Origin of the sequence: Bradyrhizobium sp., from assembly GCF_049581145.1 — a bacterium.
GTDB lineage: Bacteria > Pseudomonadota > Alphaproteobacteria > Rhizobiales > Xanthobacteraceae > Bradyrhizobium.
The window spans coordinates 1-24,736 of sequence record NZ_JBAURI010000476.1; the positions used below are offsets into that span (position 1 = coordinate 1).

Here is a 24,736-nt window from a genome sequence, read left to right on the forward strand (position 1 = left end):
CTCAAGCATTTTCGAGCCATCGCGACCCGCTACGACAAGCTCGCCAAAATATTCCTGGCCGGCGTCCAGCTCGCTTCTGCTATGATCTTGCTCAACTGAAGACAGGCCCTAACCTGTCGCGCGCAGATCTACGGCTTGTCGGCCACCGCAGGTGCAGTCCATGCGTTTTATTTCACGTGCTTGCAGGATTCGGGCGCAGCTCGCAGCTAGCCCGCCGCCGGCAAGGCCTGTTCCGGCGCCACACTCCACGGGCGCTGCGCCGAGGCAAGCCCGATCAGCCGGCCCTGGATGTAGTCGCAGCCCCAGTCGCGCAGCAGCGCTGCGGATTCCTCGTCCTGCACCCATTCCGCCACGGTCTTGATCTCGAGCCTGCGCGCCAGGTCGATCAGCGTCTGCACGAAGGCGCGATCGTCGGACGAACGCGCGATGTTCTGCACGAAGGCGCCGTCGATTTTCACGATATCGACGGCGAGCTTGCGCAAATTCCGGAAAGACGTATAGCCGGCGCCGAAATCGTCGATCGCGATCCGGCTGCCGAAATTCTTCAGGCGGGTGACGAAGCCCCGCAAATCGTCGATGTCCTGGATCGCCACCGTTTCGGTGATCTCGACGATCAGCCGTTCGGCGACCGTCGGATGCGCACGCATCAACGACTCGATCGAGGCCCACCAGACCGGGTCCATCGTGGTGTCCGGAGAAATATTGAGGCTGAGTTGCACGCCGGGGGACGCGGCGAGTTCGGCGACCACCAGTTCGAGCACGCGATGATCGACCAGCCGGATCAGGCCGAGCTTTTCGGCGACCGGCACGATATCCGGCGCCAGCAGCGCCCTTCCGTCCTCCTGCTCCATGCGGACCAGGCATTCGTGGAAAGCGCTTTTGCGCGAGCGCGCCTCGACCACCGGCTCGAATGCCACCACGATCCGCCGCTCGTTCAGCGCGGTGACGATCTGATCGGTGACGCGGATGTTGACGCGGCGCTGCGCTTCGCGCTCGACGTTCGGCCGCCATATTGAAAACGAGCCGACGCGGCGGCGCTTGGCGGCATCGAGCGTTTCCTGGGCGCGGTTGATCGCTTCGTCGGTGGTGCGCGCGTAGCGCGGGATACTGACCGCACCGATCGAGATGGTGACCGAGACCGGGCCGGAGCTGGTCGGGACCACTTCGTCGCGGACGCTGGCCAGGAACCGCTCAGCGGCCACGTTGATGTCGTCGACGGTGCAGTTCTTCAAGATCAGTCCGAACTTGTTGCCGGAGAAACGGCCAAGCACGTCGCCAGCACGGAGGCGGGCGCGGATCCGCTTGGCGACCTCCGAAATCACCGCGTCCGCAACGTCGAAACCGAAGGCCTCGTTGATGCGCGCCAGATGATCGATGCCGATCAGCATGAAGGCGCAGGCGAAGCGGAAGCGGGCACTCTCCTCGATCGTCTCGGCCAGTGCTGCGATCAAATGGGTACGGTTGAGCTCGCCGGTCAAGGGATCGTGGCGCGACAGCTTCAGGAGCTGCTCGTCGCGGGCGTGCCGTTCATTGTTGATGCGAACGATACCTTGCGCGCGCGCCGGCCTGCCGTCGGGACCGACGAACCAGCAACCGGTCTCCTCGATCCAAAGCACGGGAGCGGCCGTGCTCGTCCGAACGCCATATTCGATCCGATAGGGGGTGCCATCTCCGCCCCGCAAGGGCGGCGACTGCAAAAGCGCATCGGAACGGATGGCGCGTTCCGGCTCGATCAGCCTGGCAAATTCCGTCCCACTCGACAGCGAAGCCACGGGGATGTCCGGAAAAACCGTGCCGATCTGCTCAGTCCAGCTGATCGCATCGGTTGCGATGTCCCAGACGAAGGCGGCCTGGCCGAGCGAGGCGAGAATGGTCTCGGTTTGCGGAAATGCAGGTGTCAAGGTCGCCTCGTTTTGAGACACTGCCGACTGATTCTCGGCCACAAGGATAGTGCTGTTTCGCCCCGACCCTAGGGAGAGTTGATAAATAATCCGCAAACCATGTCGGGGACGGCCTCGCAACGGTCTTAAGGGCTCTTGGGAACAAACCGGCGAAAGCCGGCATAGCCCTTGCGAGAGCCGAAGCAGATGGACGCGCAACGTCCCAAAACGCGACAGCTCAACCGGATTTGGTGCAATGGCGAGCGACGATCGAGCCAACGACAAGACGGATGAGGACGTCGCAGCCGACGCCAAACCGGCTTGCCTCAAGCCTGCTTGCGTCGCATTGGTGCCAACAATCGAGCCATCATGCTCGAGGCCGCCAACGCGACTGTCGCGCCCCGACCCGAGCTTCGTCACGCATCTGATCGCGACTGCGGAGCACCTGCCACAAACCCGCGTGCATCGGCGGGCGACCTCGGCCGATGCACTCACTGCCTATCGCGCGGGCCAGCGCAAGGTCTTGGACGCCGGGTTGTCGACGCGTCAGACGGCCTGACGACAACCGTAAAGGTCAACTAATGCTGCGGTGACTCTGGTGCGGCCGGCGCGCCGGCTTCAGGCTGCAGTTCCGGCGACGCGATCGCAGGCTTCGGCTCGCTCACGGGAACGGCAGCCTCCGGCTCGCTCGCCGAGACGACCGGCTGCGCCATCCTCGGCTCGGGGTGATCCATCAGCACGGATTCGGCAATGGAGGCCGCCGATGGCGGCGCCCGCGCGGGTGTCACGACGGGCTCCGGCGCGGGTGGTGCTACAGGCTCGGACTCGGACTGCGGTTCGAGCCGCGGTTCGGTTGGCGTTACGGCGACCGGTCGGGGAACAGGCTGCACGACGCGCCGCGTGCGGAGCGTAAGCCCCGACAGGAAATCCACCAGAGCCAGCAGCGAGAGCAGAAAATAGGTCGAGGTGCCGAATTTCGGCCACATCACGAATTCGGCCGCCGAAGCGCCGAACACGACCAGCGACAACAGATGGTCGGTGAGATATTTGGCGCCGGGCCGCGCACCCTTGATGATCTCGAGCAGCAGCAACAAGACCGCGAGGGTCAGGAGCACGTCACTCAGCGAAATCGGCCATTCCGCACCCGATACCAGCGGCAGCTTGACCAGCGAATCGGTAAAGGAAACGCCGGGCATCAAGAAGGCGATGATGTTGTAGACCGTGAGCGGAATCAGAAGCAGCGGAAAACCGACCATGGTCATCGGCGAGGCCTTCTTGGCGTGCGAGGGGGAATTCGCAAAAATGCCGGCAAAGCGCCACGCTTCGCCGACCAGCAACCTCTCCCCTTACTCGTTGGCCAAATTCGGGCAGGCGCGGCTTTGGCGGCCGATTTTCGCCATCAAGATTCCTTCTTCGCCTTCAGCACCTGGCGGCCCTTGTACATGCCGGTCTTCAGATCCAGATGGTGCGGACGGCGCAATTCGCCGGAGTCCTTGTCCTCGACATAAGTGGGCTTCTTGAGCGCATCCGCCGAGCGGCGCATGCCACGCCGCGAGGGCGAAGTCTTTCGTCTGGGAACGGCCATGTCGGTATCCTCTATGGGGTATTGGCTGGCATCATCCGTCGACGGATGGCTCAAGCGCAAGCGAGCGAGCCGGGATGCCGATCAAGGCCGCGCTTATAGAGGATGGCAGCGCGCAAGGCTAGGGCATCGAGCGGGGAAATCGGCAGAATCAAGGGGATCGAGGCTTACCGATCTTCGTCCCAGCAGACCACCTGCTGCGCCACGGCTTGCGCCCGCACCAGATAGGTTCCGGCCAGCCGCCGCACCCCGGGACCCGGATTGCGGGCGTTGCGCTTGATCGGATTGGGCAGGATTGCCGCCAGCAACGCCGCTTCCCGCGGCGACAGGCTGGCGGCGGAATGGCCAAACGCATAGACGCTGCCCGCTTCGGCGCCGAATTGATCGGAGGGTCCGAGCTCGGCGACGTTCAGGTAGATTTCCAGGATCCGCTGCTTCGGCAGCACGAAATCGATCCACAGCGCGAGCGGAAATTCCAGCAGCTTGCGGATCAGCGCGGGAATCGGCCATAAGAACAGGTTTTTCGCGACCTGCTGGGTAATTGTGGACGCGCCCCGGATCGCGCCACCCTCCTCGGCGTCGTCGATCACTTCGCGCACGGCGCCCCAATCGATGCCGTGATGCCTGCAGAAATGGGCGTCTTCGGAGGCGACCACTGACAGCGGCAAGAACGGTGACATCGTACCGAGATCGATCCATCGCCGCTGGACTGGCTCGCCCTGCAGCCAGCGCACGGCCATCATCGTCGAGACCGGATGGCCGGCCCGGTAAAGCGGCGCCAGCGCATAGGGTATGAGAAGTGCGACCAACAGGATCGTCAGCAGGGTCCGGATGAGGCGCAAATCGAATGTTTCCGGTTCAAGCTTCATTTCCGGGCGGATCAATCGCCTCCGATAATAGGGTATCTTACTGAATTTTCCTGCTTTTTTCCAACGTCTGGGGAAGGCGCGACCGTCGTGCTGGAATTGACGAAGGCGCTGGCATCAACGATTGTCCGGCCGAATCCGTCTTCCAAATATCCTCCGAACTCCCTCCGAAACTCCCTTGGAGCTTTGATTTTGATGACCGGCATGGCCCTCCCCGAGTTCAGCAACCGACTGGATCGGACCGCAGACGATATCGAAACCCTGCTTGCCGAATTATTGTCGGATGCGCTTTTGCCCGACGAGATCGCGCGCCCGAAGCGGCTGATCGAGGCCATGCGTTATTCGAGCCTCGGAGGCGGCAAGCGACTGCGGCCGTTTCTGGTGGTCGAGAGCGCGGCGATCTTCGGCGTTCCGCGCCAGGGCGCGCTATTGGCGGGCGCCGCGCTCGAATGCATCCACTGCTATTCACTGATCCATGACGATCTGCCGGCGATGGACAACAGCGATTTGCGTCGCGGCCGTCCCACTCTGCACAAGGCCTACGACGACGCCACCGCGATCCTCGCCGGCGACGCGCTCCTGACGATCGCCTTCGACATCATCACGCGCGATGAAATCCACAGCGAGCCAGCCGTGCGTCTGGCCCTGACGCGCGCGTTGGCGCGGGCGTCCGGGATCGGCGGCATGGCGGGCGGCCAGATGCTGGACCTCGCCGGTGAAGGCCGGTTCGGCGACCGCGAGCCGGTCGACGTGGCGCGGCTGCAGCAGATGAAGACGGGCGCCTTGCTGCGCTTCGGCTGCATCGCCGGCGCGTTGCTCGGTCAGTCCACCGATAAGGAGTATCAGGCCCTCGACGATTACGGCCGCGCGCTCGGCGAAGCCTTCCAGATCGCCGACGACCTGCTCGATGTCGAGGGTGACGCAGCCGCGCTCGGCAAGCAAACCGGGCAGGACGCGATCCTGGGCAAGACAACTTTCGTCACCCAGCTCGGCATCGACGGCGCCAAGCAGCGCGTGCGCGATCTGCTGGCGCGCGCCGATGCGGCGCTTTCGATGTTCGGCGCCAGGGGCGACGTATTGCGCGCAGCCGCCCGGTTCGTCGCGGAACGCAAGAACTGAAACGCGACTGAACACGACCTGAAGCCGAAAGGCGCTCATGAGCAGCGACGAGTTCGAACAGCGGCTGCTTCGGTTCAGGAAGCTGCCGAAGCCGGCGCGCATCATCTACGCGCGGCCGCGCACCTTCATTGCGATCGCGCTGGGCGTCTTCTCGTCCCTGCTGCTGCCGGCCTCGCTGCGCCTCGTCACGCGCCTCCTGATCGGCTGGGACGCCTTTGTCGCGCTTTACCTGGCGCTGGTCTTCGTCATGATGCTGCGCAGCGAACACAAGCAGCTGCGCTACCGCGTGGCGCAGCAGGACGACGGCCGCTTCCTGATCCTGACAGTGACCGGGCTCGGAGCGTTCGCGAGCATCGCCGCGATCGTGTTCGAGCTTGGCGCGTCGCATCACGGCACGCCGGAACTGGCACTCGCAACCACCACCATCGCGCTGTCCTGGGCGATCGTGCATACTGCGTTCGCGCTGCATTACGCCCACGATTATTATCGCGGCGCCAAGCCGGGCGGCCTGCAGTTTCCGAGCGGCGAGCAGCACGACCACGCCGACTACTGGGATTTCATCTATTTCTCTTTCGTGATCGGCATGACCGCCCAGGTCTCCGACGTCGGAATCACCGACAAGACGATCCGCCGCACCGCGACCGTGCACGGCATCATCTCCTTCGTCTACAACACGGCGCTGGTGGCGCTGATGGTCAACATCGCCGCAAGCGCGATTTCCAGCTGATCATCGGCAAACCTCGACATTGCCGCCGCCGCCTTCGCGCGGACCGCCCTGCGCGGTGGTGCGGAATTCGAGATGACAACCACGCGAAACCGGACGGCAGCCGCCATCGTCGCAAACGATCTGGCCCGAGACCGCGCGCGACATTCGCGGCGGCCGGGAACCGGCGACACCGATTTCGCTGTCAAGGTGCGACAGCTCGCCCGCAGGACGATCGGCTGGGACCGTCCGCTCGCGATGACGGCGACGATCCTCGTCGTCACGCTTGACGGTCTTGTTCCGGGGCTTCTCGCACTCATTATCATCGTCATTGAGAAGAAAGCCTTCGGCGCAGACGATCCTGGCGCAATGCTCGCCGTCGGCCCTGAAGCCGTGCTCGCAGACCACGGGACAGACCCGCGCCTGTTTCTGCCTGATTGCGTCGAGCACATCGCTCGAGGGGAGATTGACGTCGAATTTCGTTCCGGCATGGCGATTGAACAGGGCCAGCGACCGCTTCGATGTGGCATCCCAGTCGCCATCGGCGGCGGCGTCGAGACAGCCGACGCGACGCAATTCGACCTGCACCGATTTCGTGATGTCGGCCTGCGACGGCCCCGTGGTCAGCGCCGCGACATTGGTGGCCTTATCGGGGACGCTCTTGTCGGGCGCCGAGCGCGCCGAAGAGGTCGGAGCCGGCGCAAGCTCGGCCAGCTTGTCCGGCCGCTTGAGTTCGGCGGCGGCCGCCTGATCCTGCGCGACCTGTTTTGCCTTCTCGGCCGCGAGGCGCGCCGCTTCGGCGGCTTTCGCATCGGCATCGGCCTTGGCTTGCGCGTCATCTTGCGCGCCTTGCGCGGCGAGACGGGCGCGCTCCTGCTCGGCAAGACGCGCCGTTTCGGTCGCAGTCATGTGGGCCTCACCGGCGGTGATCTTGTCCAGTTGCAGCTTGGCCAGGCTTGCATAGAAGCCGTCGGGATGTTGCGCGAGGAACGCGTTGAATGCCGCCTTGTTGCCGATCTGCAGCGCGAGTTCGTAGTCGTTCCGCGCCTCGGTCTGCGGATTGGGAAGGGGCTGCATCTGCGTCACGACCCGCGGCGCCGCCGGCACCAGCGCGACGTCGTCGCCGCCGAGCGAGCCATAGACGAAAGGCTCCTGCCGGTTGCTGGTGATCTTGAGCACGTCATCGCGCACGAAGCCGAAGGCCTTGCGGACGTCGAGCCCCGGCGTCGTCAGATGCCGCGCCAGGGCAACAGTGAAGGGGCTGTTCTTGCCCGCACCGTCCTGCGCCGTGGAGCCGGCCTTGGCCGAATAGGCAATCAGCGTATTCGGGCTGCTCGGTTCGATCTTGGCCAGTCCGAGCCCGACCGCACGCGTGGCCAGGGTGCGCTTCATGACCTTGGCGAACGGATTGTCGCGGCAGGCGTCGAGAATGACGAGCCGAAGCTGCTTGGCGGGCTCGACCGCCACCATCACCCGATCCAGCGAGAAGCCTTCGTCGTACACATCGGTGTCGCGCTCAAGCTTTGCGTCAATCGGAACCAGATAGTTCTGGCCATCGACCTCGATGCCATGACCGGCATAGTAGATCACCGCGATGTCGGCGTCCTGCGCCTGGTCGGCGAATTCGCGCAGGGCCTGCCGCGTCTCCTGCGCTGGCAGGTTGTAGCGAGCATCGACGACGTCGAAGCCGGCGTCTTTCAGGGTCTGGGCGATCAACGCGGCATCGTTGCCCGGGTTCGGCAGCGGCGCTACGGTCTGATAGGCTGAATTGCCGATTACCAGCGCCACGCGCTTCTCCGCGAAGGCAGGCTGGCAGACCAGCAAAAGCCCCAAGGCCAGCAGCAGATGGCGAAATCCAGAAAAGCTGGGCTGAAACCGAGGCCAGTTCATCACGACACTCCTTCGCGGCGGCCTGTCTGACAGGAACCGAACCCGCGTCTTGTGAGCCGGATCACGGAGCATATCCCGTAACGGATCGGCAGACCCGCCCCACCCTAGATCTTTGTCGCCGCAGGGCGTCGGTGGTTCGCACTTGCTAAATACGTATTTCCGTTCAAAATTTGACTTTTCGGGGTCGCGATGGGTTTCCAAGTCATGAACCATGATCGTTCCAGCGTTGAAGCCGTAGTCCAAAGCTATTTTGACGGCCTTTATGAAGGCGATGCCGAGAAACTCGGCACCATCTTCCATCCCACCGCCGATCTGCGCTGGCTCGACAACGGGGAGCTGCGGGTTCTACCTGTGCCCGACTGGCTGGACCGCGTGCGCAAGCGCACCTCCGCCAAGACCGAGGGCAAACCACGCGAGGATTTCATCGTCACGATCGACCGTTCCGACGCGGCCACCGCCTTCATCAAGGTGCGCTGTCAATTGCCGCCGCGCTATTTCACCGACTATCTGGTGGCGATGAAGCTGAAAGACGGCTGGCAGATCGTCTCGAAATCGTACCGCTACGATTTGCGGGAGTGACACGCGTTTCGCGCGGTCGCATCGTACCGACGGCATGGAAGCCAAGTTCCAGATATTCCTGATCCTGCTCGCGGTGCTCGCGGGCACGGCTCTGCTGGCGCGACGGGTGAACATCGCGCCCGCGATCCTGCTCCTGCTCGCCGGCATTGGGCTCGCCTTCGCGCCCGGCATGCCGTCGCTCGAATTGCCGCCGGAACTCGTGCTGCTGCTGGTGCTCCCGCCATTGATCTATTCGGCCAGCGTCGCCATGAGCTGGCGGGAGTTCAAGCACAATCTGCGCCCCATCATCCTGCTCGCCGTCGGCTGCGTGATCTTCACCGCCGCGCTGGTGGCAACCGCGGTGCATTATCTGATCGGACTGCCCTGGAATGTCGGCTTTCTGCTCGGCGCGATCGTCGCACCTCCGGACGCGGTGGCGCCGCTGGCGATCGCCCGCAAGCTTGGCTTGCCGCGCCGCATCCTCGTCGTGCTCGAAGGCGAGGGGCTCGCCAATGACGCCACCGCTCTGATCCTCTACCGCTTCGCGGTCGTTGCCATCGCGACCGGCGTGTTTTCGCTGCCAAAAGCCACCGGCATGTTCGCCGCCATCGTCGCGGGCGAGATCCTGTTCGGCGCGGCGGTGGGCTGGCTCAGCCTCCGCACGCGCCATTATGCGCGCGATCCGCAGATCGAAATCACGCTGTCGCTGATCACGCCCTATGTCGCCTACTGGCTGCCGCAGCATTTTGGCGGCTCCGGCGTGATCGCGACGGTGGCCTGCGGGCTCTACATGAGCTGGAACGGGCCGCTGCTGATCTCGTCGGCGACGCGGCTGCAGGGCATCTTCTTCTGGGATCTGGTGATCTACCTGATCGAGGGCCTGTTGTTCCTGCTCACGGGGTTTCAGATGCGGCTGTTGTTCGAGAAATCGAAGGCGTTTCCGCTTCTGGACATCCTGTCCGCCACCGCACTGGTCACGGCCATCGTCATCATCGCGCGCTTCGCCTGGGTTTTCCCAGCGACCTATCTGCCGCGGGTCGTGAGCAAGGCGCTGCGGGTGCGCGATCCGTCGCCGCCCTGGCAGGATGTCTTCATCCTTGCCTTCACCGGAGTCCGCGGCGCCGTTTCGCTCGCCGCGGCTCTGGCGCTGCCGTTTACGCTGGCTGATGGCGCGGGGTTTCCCGACCGCGACCTGATCCTGTTCGTGTCGTTCGGCGTCATCTTCGTGACGCTGGTGGGACTGGGACTGGGCTTGCCGCTGGTGGTCCGCGGACTCGGCGTCGCCGATGCCGGCCGGGGCGAACTGATCGCCGAGCACGAGGCGGAAATCGCGGCGCGGCGCGCGGCGCTGGCGGCCGCGCTCAACTCACTCGACGCCCTGATCGAAAAATGCGAGCTGTCCGATGACGTCGTCAAGCTGTTGCGCGCCCGGCACGACATCCGCGTCAGTCAGTTGCCGGATTCGCTCGACCCCGACACCCATGACGTGTCGGCGGAGGGGACCGGCCTGACGCGGGAGCTGATCTCGGCCGAGCGCAAGTTCATCCATGTCCTGTTGCGCGACGGCACGATCACCGACGAGACTCGGCGGCGGATCGAGCGTGACCTCGATCTCGAGGAAGCGAGCCTTGCCAACCGGGAGTATCGCCAAGTGCCGCTGTGAATGGCGCCTGACGTCAATCCGGGGCGCATCCGACGGGCCGCGCCAAGGGCCGGACCGATGGAGGTGAACCCGGAATCTCGAGGTTCCGGATTCACGCTCCGCGGTCCCCGGAATGCCTCTGGCGCACCTACCCCGCCGCGGCGTGATGTCCGGGCCGCCCGACATACCCTGCGACATCGCCAAAACGCTGGACCATGACCGCGGGCAGATCCTTTGCCTTGTCCGTCACGCAGGCGCCGGAGCGCACGGCGTAGCGGTCCTGATGCGCAAGCTGCGACGGCGACTCGCCCTTTTCCAGCGCGCGGGCCGCATCCAGCATCAGTTTGCGGAAATGCAGGATGCCTAGATCGGTTGGGCCGAGATGCTCGCGGGTGCGGTCGGCGATCGGGCCCTGGCTGTCCTGCACCGCGGCGTCCTGCTCGGAGACCCCCTTGATGCCGGTGTAGCTCCTGGTCTTCTGCAGCTTGCGGTCGATCAGATAGTCGTTCGACTTGTTGCGCAACGGCACGTAATTGTCGTCGACTTCCGCGATCACGCCGTTGCCGCGGTCATAGACGTCGCGCTCGGCCTGCGTGATCGGGCGCTCCGGATTCCAGGCATAGGTGTAGATCCAGCAATTGGTGTCGGTGACCGGCACAAAGCTCTGGCCAAAGATGTTCTCGCCGGGCATCGCGCTCGGCGCATAGGCATGCGCGGGCATCAGGAATTGCGCGATGCGCCAATAGACGTTGTCGCCGCCGGTCAGCCGGCCGCCGGCGATCGTCAAGCCCGCGTCATGCGTGTTGATCTTGATGACGGGACGCGGGTCTTCGGCGATCCAGCGCATGTGGTCCGTGCTCATGCGCGCAATCGGATTGACGAAATGCCGCTTGATGTCGAGGATCTCGTTTTCCTCCTTGTCGAACGACAAATGCGCGAAGGTGAAATGCGCGGTGTCGATCGAGCCCTCCAGCGCCTGCACCCAGTTGCAGTCCTGCCATTTCTTCGAAACGTAGCGGTGGGTGGGCGGCAGCAGCGCCATTTCGAGATCGGGCAGTTTTGGGATTTCGCCCGCGGGACCCATATAGGCCCAGATCATGTCGCCCCACTCGCGCACCGGGTAGGCCTTGATGCGGATCAGGTCCCGGGCGTTGAGATCAGGATAGGACGTCGGCATGTCGACGCAGCGGCCGTCGGTGTCGAACTTCCAGCCGTGATAGACACAGCGGATGCCGCACTCCTCGTTCCGCCCGAGCCAGAGATTGGCGCCGCGGTGTGGGCAAAACTGATCGATCACGCCGACCGCGCCGCGCGAGTCGCGAAAGGCGAGCAGGTCCTCCCCCATCACCACAATCTTCTTCGGCGGACCATCAGGCTCCGCCAATTCCTCCGACAACAAGACCGGCAGCCAGAAGCGGCGCAACAATTCGCCCATCCGGGTCCCAGCGCCGCTCTCGGTCAGCAATATGTTGTCCTCCGCGCGCATCATCGCATGTCCTCCCGGCTCTGTTCTGCTTTGCGCCGAGCTTGGCGCAGGCAACGAAACGCGTCAATTGCGGCGTGAGGCCATGCGCGACGTTACGAGAATGGAGATGTTTGCGCGTTCTCACGGCTCGCGGAATCGTCGAAGATCCGGTGATAGACGAATGGCTGCTGCCGGCGCCGGTGACCTCGGCCACCTCGTCACGCGCCTTGCAGACGCGATGCCGGCTCACGCCGCCCGATGCGATGCCTCGTTTCACTGGGCTCAGTCCATTGTCCTCAAGGGTGGTTGCCACCGCGTGCATTGCGAAAGACGGCCCGCAGCTTGCGCGCCGCCTGTGATGTGGATCACCCCAAGGTTGTGAAATGGCTCATATCCCGCTCCGAGGAAATTTGGGATGCTCGATGGCGCGGATACGACCCTTGCTGTCGAAATGATGACTTGATTGCACGTTGCGCGGGGGGATGCCTTGCAACGATCAACACTGCTGGCCGGACTCGCGATTACTGCCGTGTTGGCCGCCCTTTGGTGGTTTTCCGACGGCAACGATCGTCTGAGCCGAACCATTCCCTTCGAGCACGACAGGGATGCGCAATTTTCCGGGACGCGGAGGAGCGTCGTGTCCTTTGAGGAACGGCAGGCCCGCGCCGACCACAGGAACATCGCCGAGGCGATCGCGGCCTGCTCCGGCATTGGCTCGCTCGAGGGTCAGGCGCCCTCGGTCCTCGAAGCATTGCGGGTGCCATCGCGAACAACGCGGAAGAAGCTTGCGACAGCTGAAAAATACACCGTGGCTCTCGGGTCGAGCAATTCTGCCGGCTTCGCGTTATCGAACTATGCGAGAGCCGCGATCTATCTGAGCGATTCGATCACGCGATTGCGCGTCGAAGCGGCCTATTCCGCTGTTTCAAACGACAAAAAGATGGACGCGTTCCAGTGGGCCATCGTGATCTTTGGCGCGGTAACTACCATCCTCATCAGTTTCAAATCGATCATGAGCAACGAAGAAGCGCTGAAGGAATGGTCGCGTCGCATCGGATTTGCCGCGATCATCTGTTCGGCGGTCGGCACGGCCACCGCGGCATTGAACTCGTTCTACAGCCCGCGCGAAGCCTATCTGAAGGCCGAGAGGTCGCTGGCCGCGCTGCGCCAGTTGCAATCGGACATGGCCGTCCAGATCGCCAGTACGGCCGTCCCGCCCGACCGGCAGGACAGCCCGGACAAGACGCGGTGCCCGTTGTTCGCGCCGGACGACAAAAGCGGTCCGCTCGCCAAGCAGGTCCAGGATTGGAAGAACAAGCTCGACCTGATCGTGAATGCATTGGATTCCACCAGCGCTGCAACTTCGGAGACGTCGCAGTCCGAGAACGATGACGACGCCTCTGATTGACGCGAAGCCGGGACGCTGGAGCATTTTCCAGATTCCGTTAAATCGAAAAAACGCTCCAGTTGTCCTTTATTGGTCGCATTTTCCTACGGAAAGCCGGTGTCCGCTTTTCGGGAAAATGCTCCGAGCCCTCACACCGGCCGCTCGCCTTTCACGGTGACGCGGGTGCCCGATCGAGTGTGCGGCCAGTAGTCCCACATCGCACGGTGCTGCGTGCAGCGGTTGTCCCAGAATGCGATCGCGTTCTCGCTCCAGCGGAAGCGGCACTGGTAGAGCGGATCTTCCATGTGCTGGTAGAGATAGGCCAGGATGGCCTGGCTCTCGTCGCGGGGAATGCCGATAATGTGGCGCGTAAAACCGCGATTGACGAACAGCGCCTTCTTTCCCGTGACGGGATGAGTGCGCACCACCGGATGCTCGGCGCGCGGATAATCCTTGCGATCGGCGACACCATAATTGGCATAGAGCCCGCGATAGATCGGCTCGCCGTCGTGCAGCGCGTAAAGCCCCTCGAGATAGGCCTTCATCCGGTCCGACAACGCCTCATAGGCCGCATACATGCTGGCGAACAGCGTATCGCCGCCGTCCGGCGGGCATTGCCTGATGTAGAGAATCGAGCCCATCGGCGGCTCGATGTCGCAGGAGACATCCGAATGCCAGCCCTCGCCGTTGGCGCGAGGCGAATCCTTGTCGGCATAGATCCTCATCAGCGCGGGATCGCCGCCCTCATGGGGAGCTGCGGGATGGATGTGAAGCTCACCGAAGCGACGGCCGAACGCGAGATGCTGCTCGGACGAGATGCGCTGGTCGCGGAAGAAGATCACGAGGTTTTCGGCAAGCGCGCGCTGGATCTCGTCCATCTGGCGGTTGGGACGCGAATCCGACACCAGCTCTCCGATATCGACGCCCGATATCTCCGCGCCGATGATCGGGGTCAGCTTCTCGACGCCGATCGTTTCATAGGGCTCGCTATCGCCTGCGACATGGCGATAGCGGGGTCCGCTCTTGCTGGCGAGTGAGCTCATGCGAAATTCTCCGATCGCTGGTCTTCCAAGCCATCGTAGTCTGGACACGCTGGAGTGCAATCCAAGCGATCAAATATTTGGTACGGTTGTCCTACGACTAGTTTCAGAAGGCCGATCCAAATGGGCGACGAGCGTCAGCCGGAAAAATCATCTCCACCTCCAACCGGTGCAAAACGATGGGGACGCCATCCCCGATTCGGCGCCTTGAAGGGGCACCGCGCCTATTCCACCTGGAAAAGACCTTACGGAGCCGGCCGATCCCGAGTGGGGTGAGGCTCGCGGGAAAGCACTGTCCTCCCGGCGAAGCGGGAGTCCGGCCCTATAGTCCTCTGCGGCATTGCCGTACGGCGTCGCTGGCCCAGTTCAGCCAACCATACAAACCCGTGGTTACGAGTCCCGCCAGCGGGGCGGCGAACGACCTACTCCGCCGCGGTCACGCTGTCCGCCGCCACCTTCGCCTTCGCGCCTGCCCCATAGCGCTGATCGATATAATCGATCACCAGCGCCTTGAACTCGGTTGCAATGGTCGGGCCGCGCAGAGTGCGGAATTTCTTGCCGTCAACGAACACGGGCGCCGCCGGCGCCTCGCCGGTGCCGGGCAGCGAGATGCCGATATTGGCATGCTTGGACTCGCCGGGGCCGTTGACGATGCAGCCCATGACCGCGACGTTCAGCGTCTCGACGCCTGGATATTGGGTCTTCCAGCCCGGCATCTCCTCGCGGATGAAGTCCTGGATCGAGCGCGCCAATTCCTGGAATGTGGTCGACGTGGTGCGGCCGCAGCCCGGGCAGGCCGCGACCAGCGGGACAAAGGTGCGGAAGCCCATGGTCTGCAGCAGCTCCTGCGCGACCTGCACTTCCAGCGTGCGGTCGCCGCCAGGCTCAGGCGTCAGCGAAATCCGGATGGTGTCGCCGATGCCGTCCTGCAAGAGGATACCGAGCGCGGCGGAGGAGGCGACAATGCCCTTCGAGCCCATCCCGGCCTCGGTCAGGCCGAGATGGATCGCGTAATCGGAGCGCGACGCGAGATCCTTGTAGACCGCGATCAGATCCTGCACGGCAGAGACCTTGGCCGACAGGATGATGCGGTTTTTGGGCAGGCCGAGTTCGACGGCCCGCGCGGCCGACAACAGCGCCGATTGCACCATGGCTTCCCGCGTCACGGCGCGCGCATCGAGCGGATTGGGCGAGACCGCGTTCTCTTCCATCAGCTTGGTGAGGAGTTCCTGATCGAGCGAGCCCCAATTGGCGCCGATCCGCACCGGCTTGTTGTTCCTGATCGCGATCTCGATGATGTCGGCGAACTGCGTGTCGCGCTTGTTCTTGAAGCCGACATTGCCGGGATTGATGCGGTATTTGTCGAGCGCCTCGGCGCAGGCCGGATAGTCGGCGAGCAGCTTGTGGCCGATATAGTGGAAGTCGCCGATCAAGGGCGTGGTGATGCCGCGCTTGCGCAGGGCGTCGCGGATGTGGGGCACCGCGGCTGCGGCTTCCTCGCGATCGACCGTGATCCGCACCAGTTCGGAACCGGCGCGCGACAGTGCGGCGACCTGCTCCACCGTGCCCGCGACGTCGGCGGTGTCGGTGTTGGTCATCGACTGCACCACGATCGGTGCGCCGCCGCCGACGGCGACGTTACCGACCATGACCTGGGTGGTTTCATGCCGCGGCCGGGGGCCGGCGACGTCGGTGGGAGGCAGTTTTTCGGGCTTGTTCATGAGGTCTCGAATATCAGGTTTTTGTGACATTCAGCAACGGATCAGTCGCAACCGCGGCCACGGAGCTCGGTCGATTAACCACAAAAAGTCCAGCAATAACAAGCACGGCTGCCGCGCCGAACACAGAGCTCAGAGCGTCATGCATGATGAAATAGCTAGCCACGACGCCGAACAAAGGGGTGATGAAGGTAAATGCCGACAATTTGCTGGCTGAATAGGTTTTCACCAGCGAAAACCACAGCGTAAACGTCAGCCCTACCACCCAGACGGCCTGATAGGCCATCAAGGACAGCGCCAGCGGACCGGGAACCCGGGTCAGGCTTTCGCCCATAAACCACGCCGAAAGCCCCAGGATCGGGATCGATGTCGCGACCTGATATCCCAGCACCTTTTCCGGCGCAGCAAACCGCAACCGCGTAGCCTTGGCGATCACCGTGGTCGCCGCCCAGAGCACCGCGCCCCCGACTATCATGAGATCGCCGAGCAGCATCCTGGCGTCGACATCGGGCTGAGGCACCCCGATCGCAAGCGCGACGCCAGCGAAACTGAGCGCCAAGCCGCCCCATTGCGCGGGCCGCAGCCGCTCGCCCAGCATTCGGTGCGAACCGAGCGCGACGAAGAATGGCGTGGTGTAGAGGAAAACCACCGCCCGCGACGCCGAGGTCAGGGCAAGACCGGCAAAGATCAGCACGAATTCACCTCCGAACAGCAATCCGGTCAGCAGGCCGGCGCCGAGCGTGCCGTCGCGCTCGAAGAATTTCACGCCGCGCAACGACCCGGCGATGAACAGTACCGGGAGTGCCCCGGCGGAACGAAGCATGCCCTGCATGATCGGCGGAATGTCCGGCAATGCCAGCTTGACCGAGATCTGATTGAATCCCCAGGACACGCACAGCATCAGCATCAAGGCGATGGCGCCGGGGCTGAGCGGCCGTCCCGTTGATGGCATCACTTGTTTTGACGGCATGTTTCCTCAAACCGGCGGCTTGGTCGCCGTGCTGTTCTTTGATTTTAGGCGGCGTTCTGGCAATGCGCGCAAGTGCCGGTGATTTCGACGACCGACAGTTTCGGCGCAAAGCCGGTGGCACGCGCCGCCGAATTGAGGCTTTGCGCCACCGGAGCTGCCGGGATTTCCCCGACCAAGCCGCAGCGCTCGCAGATCAGGAACGCGACCATGGCCGCGGCGTCATGATCGTGTGCACAGGCGAGATAGGCGTTGCGGCTCTCGATTCGGTGCACGAGGCCGTTGGCTATCAGAAAATCGAGCGCGCGGTACACCGTGATCGGCGCCGGCCGCGGCATCGATTTGGCGAGGTCGTCGATCACCTCATAGGCGCCGAGCGGCCGGTGGCTCGACAGCAGCGCCTGCAAGACGTGACGGCGAATCGGCGTGAACTTTTGCGCCCGCGCCGCGCAGACCCGTTCCGCATGCGTAATCGCGTCCGCGGCGCAGCGCCGGTGGTCATGGTCGGGGGCCGGGAAGGCGGGTCGGGACGGGTTCATTGCGGCAACATGTAACCCGAGGGGCCCTGACCGTCTAATTTTTCACCGCAGCAACTCTCCTTGCGCTGCCACATGACCGATCCAGCCATGCCTTTTCGGAAGGTCAGCCTTCTTGTTAACCCGCCATGAAAAGATCATAAGCTAGCTTATTATAGGCTAGCTTATTGGAGCCAAAGCTTATGACCGGCAGTCCGGTGGACATGAACTTTCTGTTTACGCTTGGCGAGTTGCAACGGCTGGTCCGCGCCTACGCCGACAAGGAAGCCGCGCGCTATGGCATCACCCGCGCACAATGGGCGGTTCTTGCCAAGGTAGAACGCAGCGAGGGTCTCAAGCAGACCGAGCTGGCGGAACAGATGGAAATGCAGCCGATCACATTGACGCGACTGATCGACAGACTTTGCGACAATGACTGGATCGAACGCCGCGGCGACGATACCGACCGCCGGGTCAACCGGCTCTACCTCTGCACGGCCGGCAGGCAGTTGCTCGCAAAGTTGAGCGGGCTTCGCTCCGAACTCACCGCAACCGCGCTGGGCGGCATCGACCCGACAGACGCGCTGCGTCTGTTATCGCAACTCGAAACCATCAAGGAAAACGTGCGCAACGCTATTCAGACATCCGAGGGCGAAACCTCACGCAAGGCGCAGCACTATGGCTGATCCAGTTCTGAAATTCCCTCCCGAGCAGAAGACGAACCCGCTCGAAAAGTCCGCTAGCAGGAACGCCGAGCCGCGCCGGCTGATGGCCGGGCTGCGGCGCTATCGCCGCTTTCTAGTGCTGGTCGTGCTGCCGATCGCGGTCGCGATCGGCGGGCTCGTCCTCTATCTCGACGGCGGCCGCTACGTTGGCACCGACGACGCCTATGTCGGCGCGCAGAAGGTTTTGATCACCCCGGATATCTCCGGCAAGATCGACAAGATCGTGGTGAAGGAAGGCCAGCAGGTCAAAGAAGGCGACGTGCTGTTCGAGATCGATCCCGTGCCGTTCCGGCTTGCGCTTGACCAGGCCAAGGCCGCGGCCACCCAGGCCCGCACCAGCTACGACAATCTGGTCTCCAACATCAAGATTTACGACCAGATGGCCAATCTGATGCAGCAAAGCGTCGATCTGAAGCAGCGCGACGTCGACCGCAAGTCGACGCTTGCCAAGAGCAGCTTCGGCTCTCAGCTCGACCTCGACAATGCCTCGACGGCGCTCGTCACCGCGCGGGCCGAATACGCCTTCGTGCAGCAGCAGATCTCCAGCGCCAAGAACCAGTTGCTCGGCAGCACCGATCTGCCGCTCGAGCAATTTCCGCCCTATTACCAAGCCGAGGCGGCGCTGGCCCAGGCCCAGCGCAATCTCGACCATACCGTGATGCGTGCCCCGATGGCCGGCATCGCGACCCAGGTCGACCAGATTCAACTCGGCCGCTTCGTTGTCGCGGGCACACCCGTGTTCAGCGTCATCGACACGGCGCAGCCGTGGGTCGACGCCAACCTGAAGGAATCCGACTTCACCCATATCGCGGTGGGACAGGTGGTCGACATCGAGATCGACGCTTTTCCCGACCACGTCTTCAAAGGCACCATCGGTTCGCTTTCGCCCGGCACCGGCGCGGAATTCGCGATCCTGCCGCCGCAGAATGCCACCGGCAACTTCGTCAAGGTCGTGCAGCGCCTGCCGGTGCGCATCTATTTCGACAGTGACGACAAATATGTGCGGAAGTTGAAGGCCGGCATGAGCGCCTATACCACCATCGATACCGGCCATCGCCGCTCGCTCGCTGGCCTCCTCGGCCTTACGCCGGCTGCGGCGAACGAGGACTGAGCGGATGTCGCCGACGACGCTGCCACCTCCGAGCGCGGCTCCGGGCCTGCGCCGGAACATGGTGACGATCTGCGCGATGACTGCGACGATCATGCAGGCGCTCGACACCACGATCGCCAACGTCGCGCTGCCCTATATGCAGGGCTCGCTGTCGGCGTCGCAGGACCAGATCAACTGGGTCCTGACCTCCTACATCGTCGCGGCCGCGATCATGACTGCGCCGGTGGGCTGGATCGCCAACCGCTTCGGCCGCAAGCGCACCTTCATCGTGTGCTCGGCCGGCTTCACGGTCGCCTCGGTGATGTGCGGTCTGGCCCAGGACATCAACCAGATGGTGTTGTTCCGGCTGTTGCAGGGCGTGTTCGGCGCCGCGCTGGTGCCGCTGTCGCAGGCGGTGATGCTCGACTCCTACACGCTGCAGGAGCGGGCCAAGGCGATGTCGATCTGGGGCATGGGCGTGATGATGGGCCCGATCATGGGACCGTCATTGGGCGCCTGGCTGACCGAAACCTATTCCTGGCACTGGGTGTTCTTCGTCAACCTGCCGTTCGGCATCATCACCGTGCTCGGACTCGTCGTGTTCATGGACGAAACCAGGAAGAACCTCGACCTGCGCTTCGATTGGTTCGGCTTTGGCGCGATTGCGATCGGCATCGGCAGCCTGCAGGTCGCGCTCGACCGCGGCGAGCAGCTGGGCTGGCTCGAATCCAACGAGATCATCGTCGAGTTCATCATAGCCGCGGTCGGCTTCTACTATTTCCTCGCGCATTCGTTCACGACGTCAAGGCCGTTCATCCAGTTCGCGCTGTTCAGGGACCGGAATTTCCTCGGCGGCTGCGTGTTCATGACCGTGATGGGACTCGTGCTGTACTCGACCATGGCGCTGTCGTCGCCCTATCTGCAGAACGTGATCGGCTACCCCATCATCACCGCCGGCGTGCTGCTCGCGAGCCGCGGCTGCGGCACCTTCGTCGCCATGATGCTGGTCGGCCGCCTGATGCGCTATTTCGAGGCGCGCACGCTGATCATCTCCGGCCTCTCGCTGACCGCACTGTCGCTGTTCGAGATGACCGGCTGGACCGATCAGACCGGCGTGCGCGAGATCGTCGTCGTGAGCATCGTCCAGGGTTTCGGCTTCGGCCTGGTGTTCGTGCCGCTATCCACGGTGGCGTTCCTGACGTTGCCTGGCCAGCTGCGGACCGACGGCACCTCGATGCTGACGTTGCTGCGCAACGTCGCAAGCTCCGTCGGCATCTCGATCGTGATCGCGCAGCTCACCGAAGGATCGCGCCGCGTCTATGCCATCCTGTCCGAACATATCAATCCATTCAATCAGGCGATGCAGATGCCTGACGTGAGCGGCATGATCCACATGAACACCGATTCCGGGCGCGCCATGGCGGACGTGATGGTCGCCCTGCAGGCGCAGATCATCGCGTTCTCGCAGGACTACCAACTGGTGATGTTTTTCATCCTGGGCTCCATCCCGCTCGCCATCATGATCGGCTCGACCAAGGCCGCGCTGCGCAAGCAGACGACCGGGCCGGAGCATGCCGTGATGGAGTAGCGGGAACGGCTCCCTCCGTCGTGCCGGGCTTCCGGCCATCCATGTTGTCCTCCAAGGACGTGGATGACTGCCCCACCGGTCCCGGCATGACGGAGGAGACCGTTGTCGTCTCGCCTAAACGTCGAAAAACACCGTCTCGTTGTCGCCCTGCAGATGGAGGTCGAGCCGGTAGACCGCGTTGCCGTTGCCGCTCTCGCGCACAGCAATCAGGGTCGCGCGACGGTCCGTCGGCACCAGCGCGAGCACCGGATCAGTGGCGTTGGCGGCTTCGTCCCCGAAATAGATCCGCGTATAGAGATGGCGCAGCATGCCGCGGCCGAACACCGCGAGCAGCAGGTGCGGCGCCTGCGGCTTGCCGTCGGGATCGGGCACGGCCCCCGGCATGATGGTATCGAATGCATAGTCGCCGTTGGCGTCGGTGCCGCAGCGGCCGAAGCCGCGGAAGGTCGCATTGGGCAGCGCACGCTTGTCCTGCGGATCGGCAAACCGGCCCTGCGCGTCCGCCTGCCAGATCTCCAGCATGCAATCCGGCACCGGCGCGCCGTCGCCGTCGAATACCCGCCCCTCGATCCGGATCCGGTCGCCCGACGTCTCGGGCGTGACGAGGTTATTGGTGAACGCGTCGTTCCAGTGGTATTGGCCGCTCGGCGTCAGGCCGTATTTGAAGAACGGGCCGACGGTCTGCGATGGGGTTATTCCTTTGCTGCTTGTTTCTTGCACTACTTGGTCTCCATCGGCGTGGCGCTCCGGCCGCGCAGGACGATATTGAAGCGATAGCACAGCGCCCATTCCGGCTGGGTGTTGTCGAGATCGAAGCTCGACACCATGCGCAGCCGCGCCGCTTCATCCGGTACCGAATTGAAGATCGGATCGAACGGGAACAAGGGATCGCCCGGAAAATACATCTGCGTCACCAGGCGCGAAATGAAGGAATGGCCGAACACCGAGAAATGGATGTGCGCGGGCCGCCAGGCATTGTGATGGTTGCCCCATGGATACGCGCCGGGCTTCACGGTGACGAAGCGGTAGTAGCCCGAAGCATCCGACTGCGCCCGTCCGGCGCCGGTAAAATTCGGATCGAGCGGCGCCGGATGCTGGTCGCGGACATGGATGTAGCGGCCGCAGGCATTGGCCTGCCAGATTTCGAGCAGCGTGTTCGGCACGCCGCGCCCGTCCTCGTCGAGCACATGACCGTGCACGATGATGCGCTCGCCCAGCGGCTCGCCGGTGTGCTGGCGGGTCAGATCGTTGTCGCCTTCACGCACCGTCTCGTGGCCATAGACCGGGCCGGTCAGTTCGGCCAGCGTGTGCCGCATCGGGATCAGCGGCCTTTGCGGCGCGCGTTTGATCGAACTCTTGTAGTCGGGCGACAGCGGCGCCGGATGCGCCGCGTTGCTGTCGGTCGGATAGGCGAATGTCATGGTCAAATCCCCGGAGCCGTTCGGCACGACGCGCCGATGATGCGCATCAGTCCAGTTTCTCGATCGCGACCGCGACGCCCTGGCCGACACCGACGCACATGGTGGCTAGCGCGCGCTTGCCGCCGCGCACCTCCAGGCCGTGCACGGCCGTCATCGCGAGCCGCGCTCCGCTCATCCCGAGCGGATGGCCGAGCGCAATCGCGCCGCCATGCGGATTCACGAAATCCGCATCGTCCTGGACGCCGAGCTGGCGCAGGCAGGCGATGCCTTGCGAGGCGAACGCCTCGTTCAATTCGATCAAATCGAATTCCGAGATCTTCAGCCCCAGCCGCTCCATCAATTTGCGGGTCGCCGGCACTGGCCCGATGCCCATGATACGCGGCGGCACCGCGGCCGACGCCAGCCCCAGGATGCGCGCCCGCGGCGTCAGCCCGTGCTTCTTCACGGCGGCCTCGGACGCCAAAATCATCGCGGCCGCCCCGTCGTTGACGCCGGAGGCGTTGCCGGCCGTCACCGTGCCGGGATTGCGCACGATCGGCTTCAGTTTCGCCAATCCTTCCAGCGTGGTTTCGGGGCGCGGATGCTCGTCCTTGTCGACGATAACGGGGCCGGCCTTCCCGGCCGGCACCGAGATCGGCGTAATTTCTGCAGCGAAATAGCCGGACGCGATCGCCTTGCCGGCGCGCTGCTGCGAGCGAATTGCGAAAGCATCCTGATCGGCGCGCGACACCTGGAATTCCTCGGCGACATTCTCGCCGGTCTCGGGCATCGCGTCGACGCCATATTGCGCCTTCATCAGCGGATTGATGAAGCGCCAGCCGATGGTGGTGTCGAAAATCTCCGCCGAACGGGAGAATGCTTCTGCCGCCTTCCCCATCACGAACGGCGCCCGGGTCATCGACTCGACCCCGCCGGCGATCGCGAAATCGATTTCGCCGGCGCGGATCGCGCGGCCTGCAGCGCCGACCGCGTCAAGCCCGGAGGCGCACAGCCGGTTGATGGTCTGGCCGGGAACCGAATCCGGCAGGCCCGCCAGCAATAGCGCCATCCGCGCCACGTTGCGGTTGTCCTCGCCGGCCTGGTTGGCGCAGCCGAAAAAAACCTCATCGACCGCCGACCAGTCGAGACCAGGATGCTTGGCCATCAGCGCCTTGATCGGCGCCGCCGCCAGATCGTCGGCGCGGAGCTTGGCGAGCGCGCCGCCGAAACGGCCGATCGGGGTCCGGACGGCATCGCAGACATAGACATCACCCATGGTTTTCTCCCTGAATGCCAGATCCGGCGCGGATTGCTGGCGAGTTTTAGGAGCGGCCGCCTGAGAGGTCAATTGACGGTCTCGCCGGCAATCCCGTCATGGCCAAAGGGCTGAGCTGATCCATCCTGCAAGCGTTGCGAGCGTGGAAAACCCTGATCGGTCCGGTAAAGCGATAGGCCCCTGCTGCGAAATTGGCTAGGTTGCGCCTCCCATGACGGCCCAGCACCCCCTTCCTGTTCCCGCATCTCCCGACGCGCCACAGCCAGCGGACAATCCCGCGCGCGTCACGCCGATGATGGAGCAATATTTGGAAATAAAGGCCGCGCATCCGGGCCTGTTGCTGTTCTACCGGATGGGCGATTTCTACGAGCTGTTCTTCGAGGACGCCGAAATCGCCTCGAAGGCGCTCGGCATCCTGCTGACCAAGCGCGGCAAGCATCAGGGCATGGACATCCCGATGTGCGGCGTGCCGATCGAGCGCTCCGACGACTATCTGCACCGGCTGATCGCGCAAGGTCATCGCGTCGCGGTCTGCGAGCAGATGGAGGATCCGGCTGCGGCGCGCGCCCGCGGCAACAAAAGCGTGGTGCGCCGCGACGTGGTACGGCTGGTGACGCCGGGCACGCTGACCGAAGACACGCTGCTCGATGCCCGCACCAATAACTACCTGCTGGCGATTGCCCGCGCGCGCGGCTCTGCCGGCTCCGACCGCATCGGGCTCGCCTGGATCGACATCTCGACCGCCGAATTCATGGTGACGGAATGTTCGACCGCCGAGCTTGCCGCGACCCTGGCGCGCATCAATCCGAATGAAGCCATCGTCACCGACGCGCTCTATTCCGACACCGAGCTAGGACTACAGCTGCGTGAGCTCGCGGCGGTGACGCCGCTGACCCGCGATGTCTTCGACAGCTCCACGGCCGAACGGCGCCTGTGCGACTATTTCGCGGTCGCGACCATGGACGGCATGGCCGCGATGTCGCGGCTGGAAGCGACCGCTGCTGCCGCCGCGGTCACCTATATCGACCGCACGCAAGTGGGAAAACGTCCACCGCTGTCGCCGCCGTCGCGCGAGGCGGTCGGCACCACCATGGCGATCGATCCGGCGACCCGCGCCAATCTCGAGCTGACCCGTACGCTGTCAGGCGAACGGCGTGGCTCGCTGCTGGACGCGATCGACGCCACGGTGACCTCAGCCGGCTCGCGGCTGCTGGCGCAACGCCTCGCCGCACCCTTGACCGACAGCGCGGTGATCGCCCGGCGGCTCGATGCCGTCGGAGCCTTTGTCATGGATGGCGCGACGCGCGAGGATCTCCGCTCCATCC

General features: G+C 63.9%; 22 protein-coding genes and 2 pseudogenes. 11 read left to right on the forward strand and 13 right to left on the reverse strand.

What is annotated here, in order from left to right; all coding sequences use genetic code 11:
* Positions 1-99 (forward strand): annotated as a pseudogene (locus tag WCB02_RS15625) (IS5/IS1182 family transposase); the annotation flags it as partial.
* Positions 100-206: 107 nt separating this feature from the next.
* On the opposite strand, the gene WCB02_RS15630 reads toward WCB02_RS15625, so the two are convergent.
* Positions 207-1,901 (reverse strand): EAL domain-containing protein, encoded by a 1,695-nt coding sequence (locus WCB02_RS15630; protein WP_423959270.1) that lies wholly within the window; start codon positions 1,899-1,901, stop codon positions 207-209.
* Between the two features lie 235 nt (positions 1,902-2,136).
* Between WCB02_RS15630 and WCB02_RS15635 the strand changes: the two genes are divergently transcribed.
* Positions 2,137-2,439, forward strand: a complete 303-nt coding sequence (locus tag WCB02_RS15635) for a hypothetical protein (RefSeq protein ID WP_423959272.1) — start codon at positions 2,137-2,139, stop codon at positions 2,437-2,439.
* A 19-nt stretch (positions 2,440-2,458) separates the two neighbouring features.
* Here WCB02_RS15635 and WCB02_RS15640 read toward each other — a convergent pair whose 3' ends face one another.
* The 3 genes from WCB02_RS15640 to WCB02_RS15650 all read right to left on the reverse strand — a co-directional run bounded on the left by WCB02_RS15640 (position 2,459) and on the right by WCB02_RS15650 (position 4,304).
* A complete protein-coding gene (locus WCB02_RS15640) occupies positions 2,459-3,136 on the reverse strand; it encodes a hypothetical protein (protein WP_423959303.1) in 678 nt (225 codons plus the stop codon).
* Positions 3,137-3,279: 143 nt separating this feature from the next.
* Positions 3,280-3,465, reverse strand: coding sequence for a 50S ribosomal protein L32 (gene rpmF, locus WCB02_RS15645; protein ID WP_423959274.1), 186 nt, complete (start codon positions 3,463-3,465; stop codon positions 3,280-3,282).
* A gap of 164 nt (positions 3,466-3,629) precedes the next feature.
* Entirely contained in the window at positions 3,630-4,304 is a 675-nt protein-coding gene (locus WCB02_RS15650; RefSeq protein ID WP_423959305.1) for a transglycosylase domain-containing protein, read from the reverse strand.
* 219 nt (positions 4,305-4,523) lie between these two features.
* Between WCB02_RS15650 and WCB02_RS15655 the strand changes: the two genes are divergently transcribed.
* Both WCB02_RS15655 and WCB02_RS15660 read left to right on the forward strand, forming a co-directional pair.
* On the forward strand, positions 4,524-5,447 hold the full coding sequence (locus WCB02_RS15655; protein WP_423959275.1) for a polyprenyl synthetase family protein: 924 nt from the start codon (positions 4,524-4,526) through the stop codon (positions 5,445-5,447).
* Between the two features lie 37 nt (positions 5,448-5,484).
* Positions 5,485-6,174, forward strand: a complete 690-nt coding sequence (locus WCB02_RS15660) for a DUF1345 domain-containing protein (RefSeq protein WP_423959276.1) — start codon at positions 5,485-5,487, stop codon at positions 6,172-6,174.
* Here the strand turns inward: WCB02_RS15660 and WCB02_RS15665 are convergent, their stop codons facing one another.
* Positions 6,175-8,040, reverse strand: coding sequence for a caspase family protein (locus WCB02_RS15665; protein WP_423959278.1), 1,866 nt, complete (start codon positions 8,038-8,040; stop codon positions 6,175-6,177).
* A 204-nt stretch (positions 8,041-8,244) separates the two neighbouring features.
* On the opposite strand from WCB02_RS15665, the gene WCB02_RS15670 reads away from it, so the two are divergent.
* On the forward strand, positions 8,245-8,619 hold the full coding sequence (locus WCB02_RS15670; RefSeq protein WP_423959280.1) for a nuclear transport factor 2 family protein: 375 nt from the start codon (positions 8,245-8,247) through the stop codon (positions 8,617-8,619).
* A 34-nt stretch (positions 8,620-8,653) separates the two neighbouring features.
* Positions 8,654-10,261 (forward strand): Na+/H+ antiporter, encoded by a 1,608-nt coding sequence (locus WCB02_RS15675; RefSeq protein WP_423959281.1) that lies wholly within the window; start codon positions 8,654-8,656, stop codon positions 10,259-10,261.
* Positions 10,262-10,388: 127 nt separating this feature from the next.
* Here WCB02_RS15675 and WCB02_RS15680 read toward each other — a convergent pair whose 3' ends face one another.
* On the reverse strand, positions 10,389-11,729 hold the full coding sequence (locus WCB02_RS15680; RefSeq protein WP_423959283.1) for a Rieske 2Fe-2S domain-containing protein: 1,341 nt from the start codon (positions 11,727-11,729) through the stop codon (positions 10,389-10,391).
* A 463-nt stretch (positions 11,730-12,192) separates the two neighbouring features.
* On the opposite strand from WCB02_RS15680, the gene WCB02_RS15685 reads away from it, so the two are divergent.
* Complete coding sequence (locus tag WCB02_RS15685; RefSeq protein WP_423959285.1) at positions 12,193-13,113, forward strand: hypothetical protein; 921 nt, start codon at positions 12,193-12,195, stop codon at positions 13,111-13,113.
* Positions 13,114-13,241: 128 nt separating this feature from the next.
* Here the strand turns inward: WCB02_RS15685 and WCB02_RS15690 are convergent, their stop codons facing one another.
* The 4 genes from WCB02_RS15690 to WCB02_RS15705 form a co-directional block, all read right to left on the reverse strand.
* Positions 13,242-14,135, reverse strand: coding sequence for a TauD/TfdA dioxygenase family protein (locus tag WCB02_RS15690; RefSeq protein WP_423959286.1), 894 nt, complete (start codon positions 14,133-14,135; stop codon positions 13,242-13,244).
* Positions 14,136-14,554: 419 nt separating this feature from the next.
* The gene (gene ispG / locus WCB02_RS15695) at positions 14,555-15,853 is read right to left on the reverse strand and encodes a flavodoxin-dependent (E)-4-hydroxy-3-methylbut-2-enyl-diphosphate synthase (RefSeq protein ID WP_423959288.1); all 1,299 of its coding nucleotides are present in this window, start codon (positions 15,851-15,853) and stop codon (positions 14,555-14,557) included.
* A gap of 13 nt (positions 15,854-15,866) precedes the next feature.
* Positions 15,867-16,820, reverse strand: coding sequence for a DMT family transporter (locus WCB02_RS15700; RefSeq protein ID WP_423959291.1), 954 nt, complete (start codon positions 16,818-16,820; stop codon positions 15,867-15,869).
* A 44-nt stretch (positions 16,821-16,864) separates the two neighbouring features.
* Positions 16,865-17,356 carry a Fur family transcriptional regulator gene (locus WCB02_RS15705; protein WP_423959292.1) on the reverse strand — a complete coding sequence of 164 codons (492 nt, stop codon included), beginning with the start codon at positions 17,354-17,356 and terminating at the stop codon, positions 16,865-16,867.
* Between the two features lie 179 nt (positions 17,357-17,535).
* On the opposite strand from WCB02_RS15705, the gene WCB02_RS15710 reads away from it, so the two are divergent.
* From WCB02_RS15710 to WCB02_RS15720, 3 genes are read left to right on the forward strand one after another with little or no spacing between them, the layout of a single operon-like run.
* Complete coding sequence (locus WCB02_RS15710; protein ID WP_423959293.1) at positions 17,536-18,018, forward strand: MarR family winged helix-turn-helix transcriptional regulator; 483 nt, start codon at positions 17,536-17,538, stop codon at positions 18,016-18,018.
* Positions 18,011-19,168, forward strand: a complete 1,158-nt coding sequence (locus WCB02_RS15715) for an HlyD family secretion protein (RefSeq protein ID WP_423959295.1) — start codon at positions 18,011-18,013, stop codon at positions 19,166-19,168. The genes WCB02_RS15710 and WCB02_RS15715 overlap by 8 nt, the downstream gene beginning before the upstream one ends.
* 4 nt (positions 19,169-19,172) lie before the next feature.
* Positions 19,173-20,735: a DHA2 family efflux MFS transporter permease subunit gene (locus WCB02_RS15720; protein WP_423959296.1), complete on the forward strand. Its 1,563-nt coding sequence runs from the start codon at positions 19,173-19,175 to the stop codon at positions 20,733-20,735.
* A gap of 114 nt (positions 20,736-20,849) precedes the next feature.
* Here WCB02_RS15720 and pcaG read toward each other — a convergent pair whose 3' ends face one another.
* The 3 genes from pcaG to pcaF are packed head-to-tail and all read right to left on the reverse strand — an operon-like array spanning position 20,850 to position 23,411.
* Complete coding sequence (gene pcaG / locus WCB02_RS15725) at positions 20,850-21,455, reverse strand: protocatechuate 3,4-dioxygenase subunit alpha (protein ID WP_423959298.1); 606 nt, start codon at positions 21,453-21,455, stop codon at positions 20,850-20,852.
* Positions 21,455-22,156, reverse strand: coding sequence for a protocatechuate 3,4-dioxygenase subunit beta (gene pcaH, locus WCB02_RS15730; RefSeq protein ID WP_423959300.1), 702 nt, complete (start codon positions 22,154-22,156; stop codon positions 21,455-21,457). The genes pcaG and pcaH overlap by 1 nt, the downstream gene beginning before the upstream one ends.
* 46 nt (positions 22,157-22,202) lie before the next feature.
* Positions 22,203-23,411 (reverse strand): 3-oxoadipyl-CoA thiolase, encoded by a 1,209-nt coding sequence (gene pcaF, locus WCB02_RS15735; protein WP_423959302.1) that lies wholly within the window; start codon positions 23,409-23,411, stop codon positions 22,203-22,205.
* Positions 23,412-23,622: 211 nt separating this feature from the next.
* On the opposite strand from pcaF, the pseudogene WCB02_RS15740 reads away from it, so the two are divergent.
* Positions 23,623-24,736, forward strand: a pseudogene (locus tag WCB02_RS15740) (DNA mismatch repair protein MutS); the annotation flags it as partial.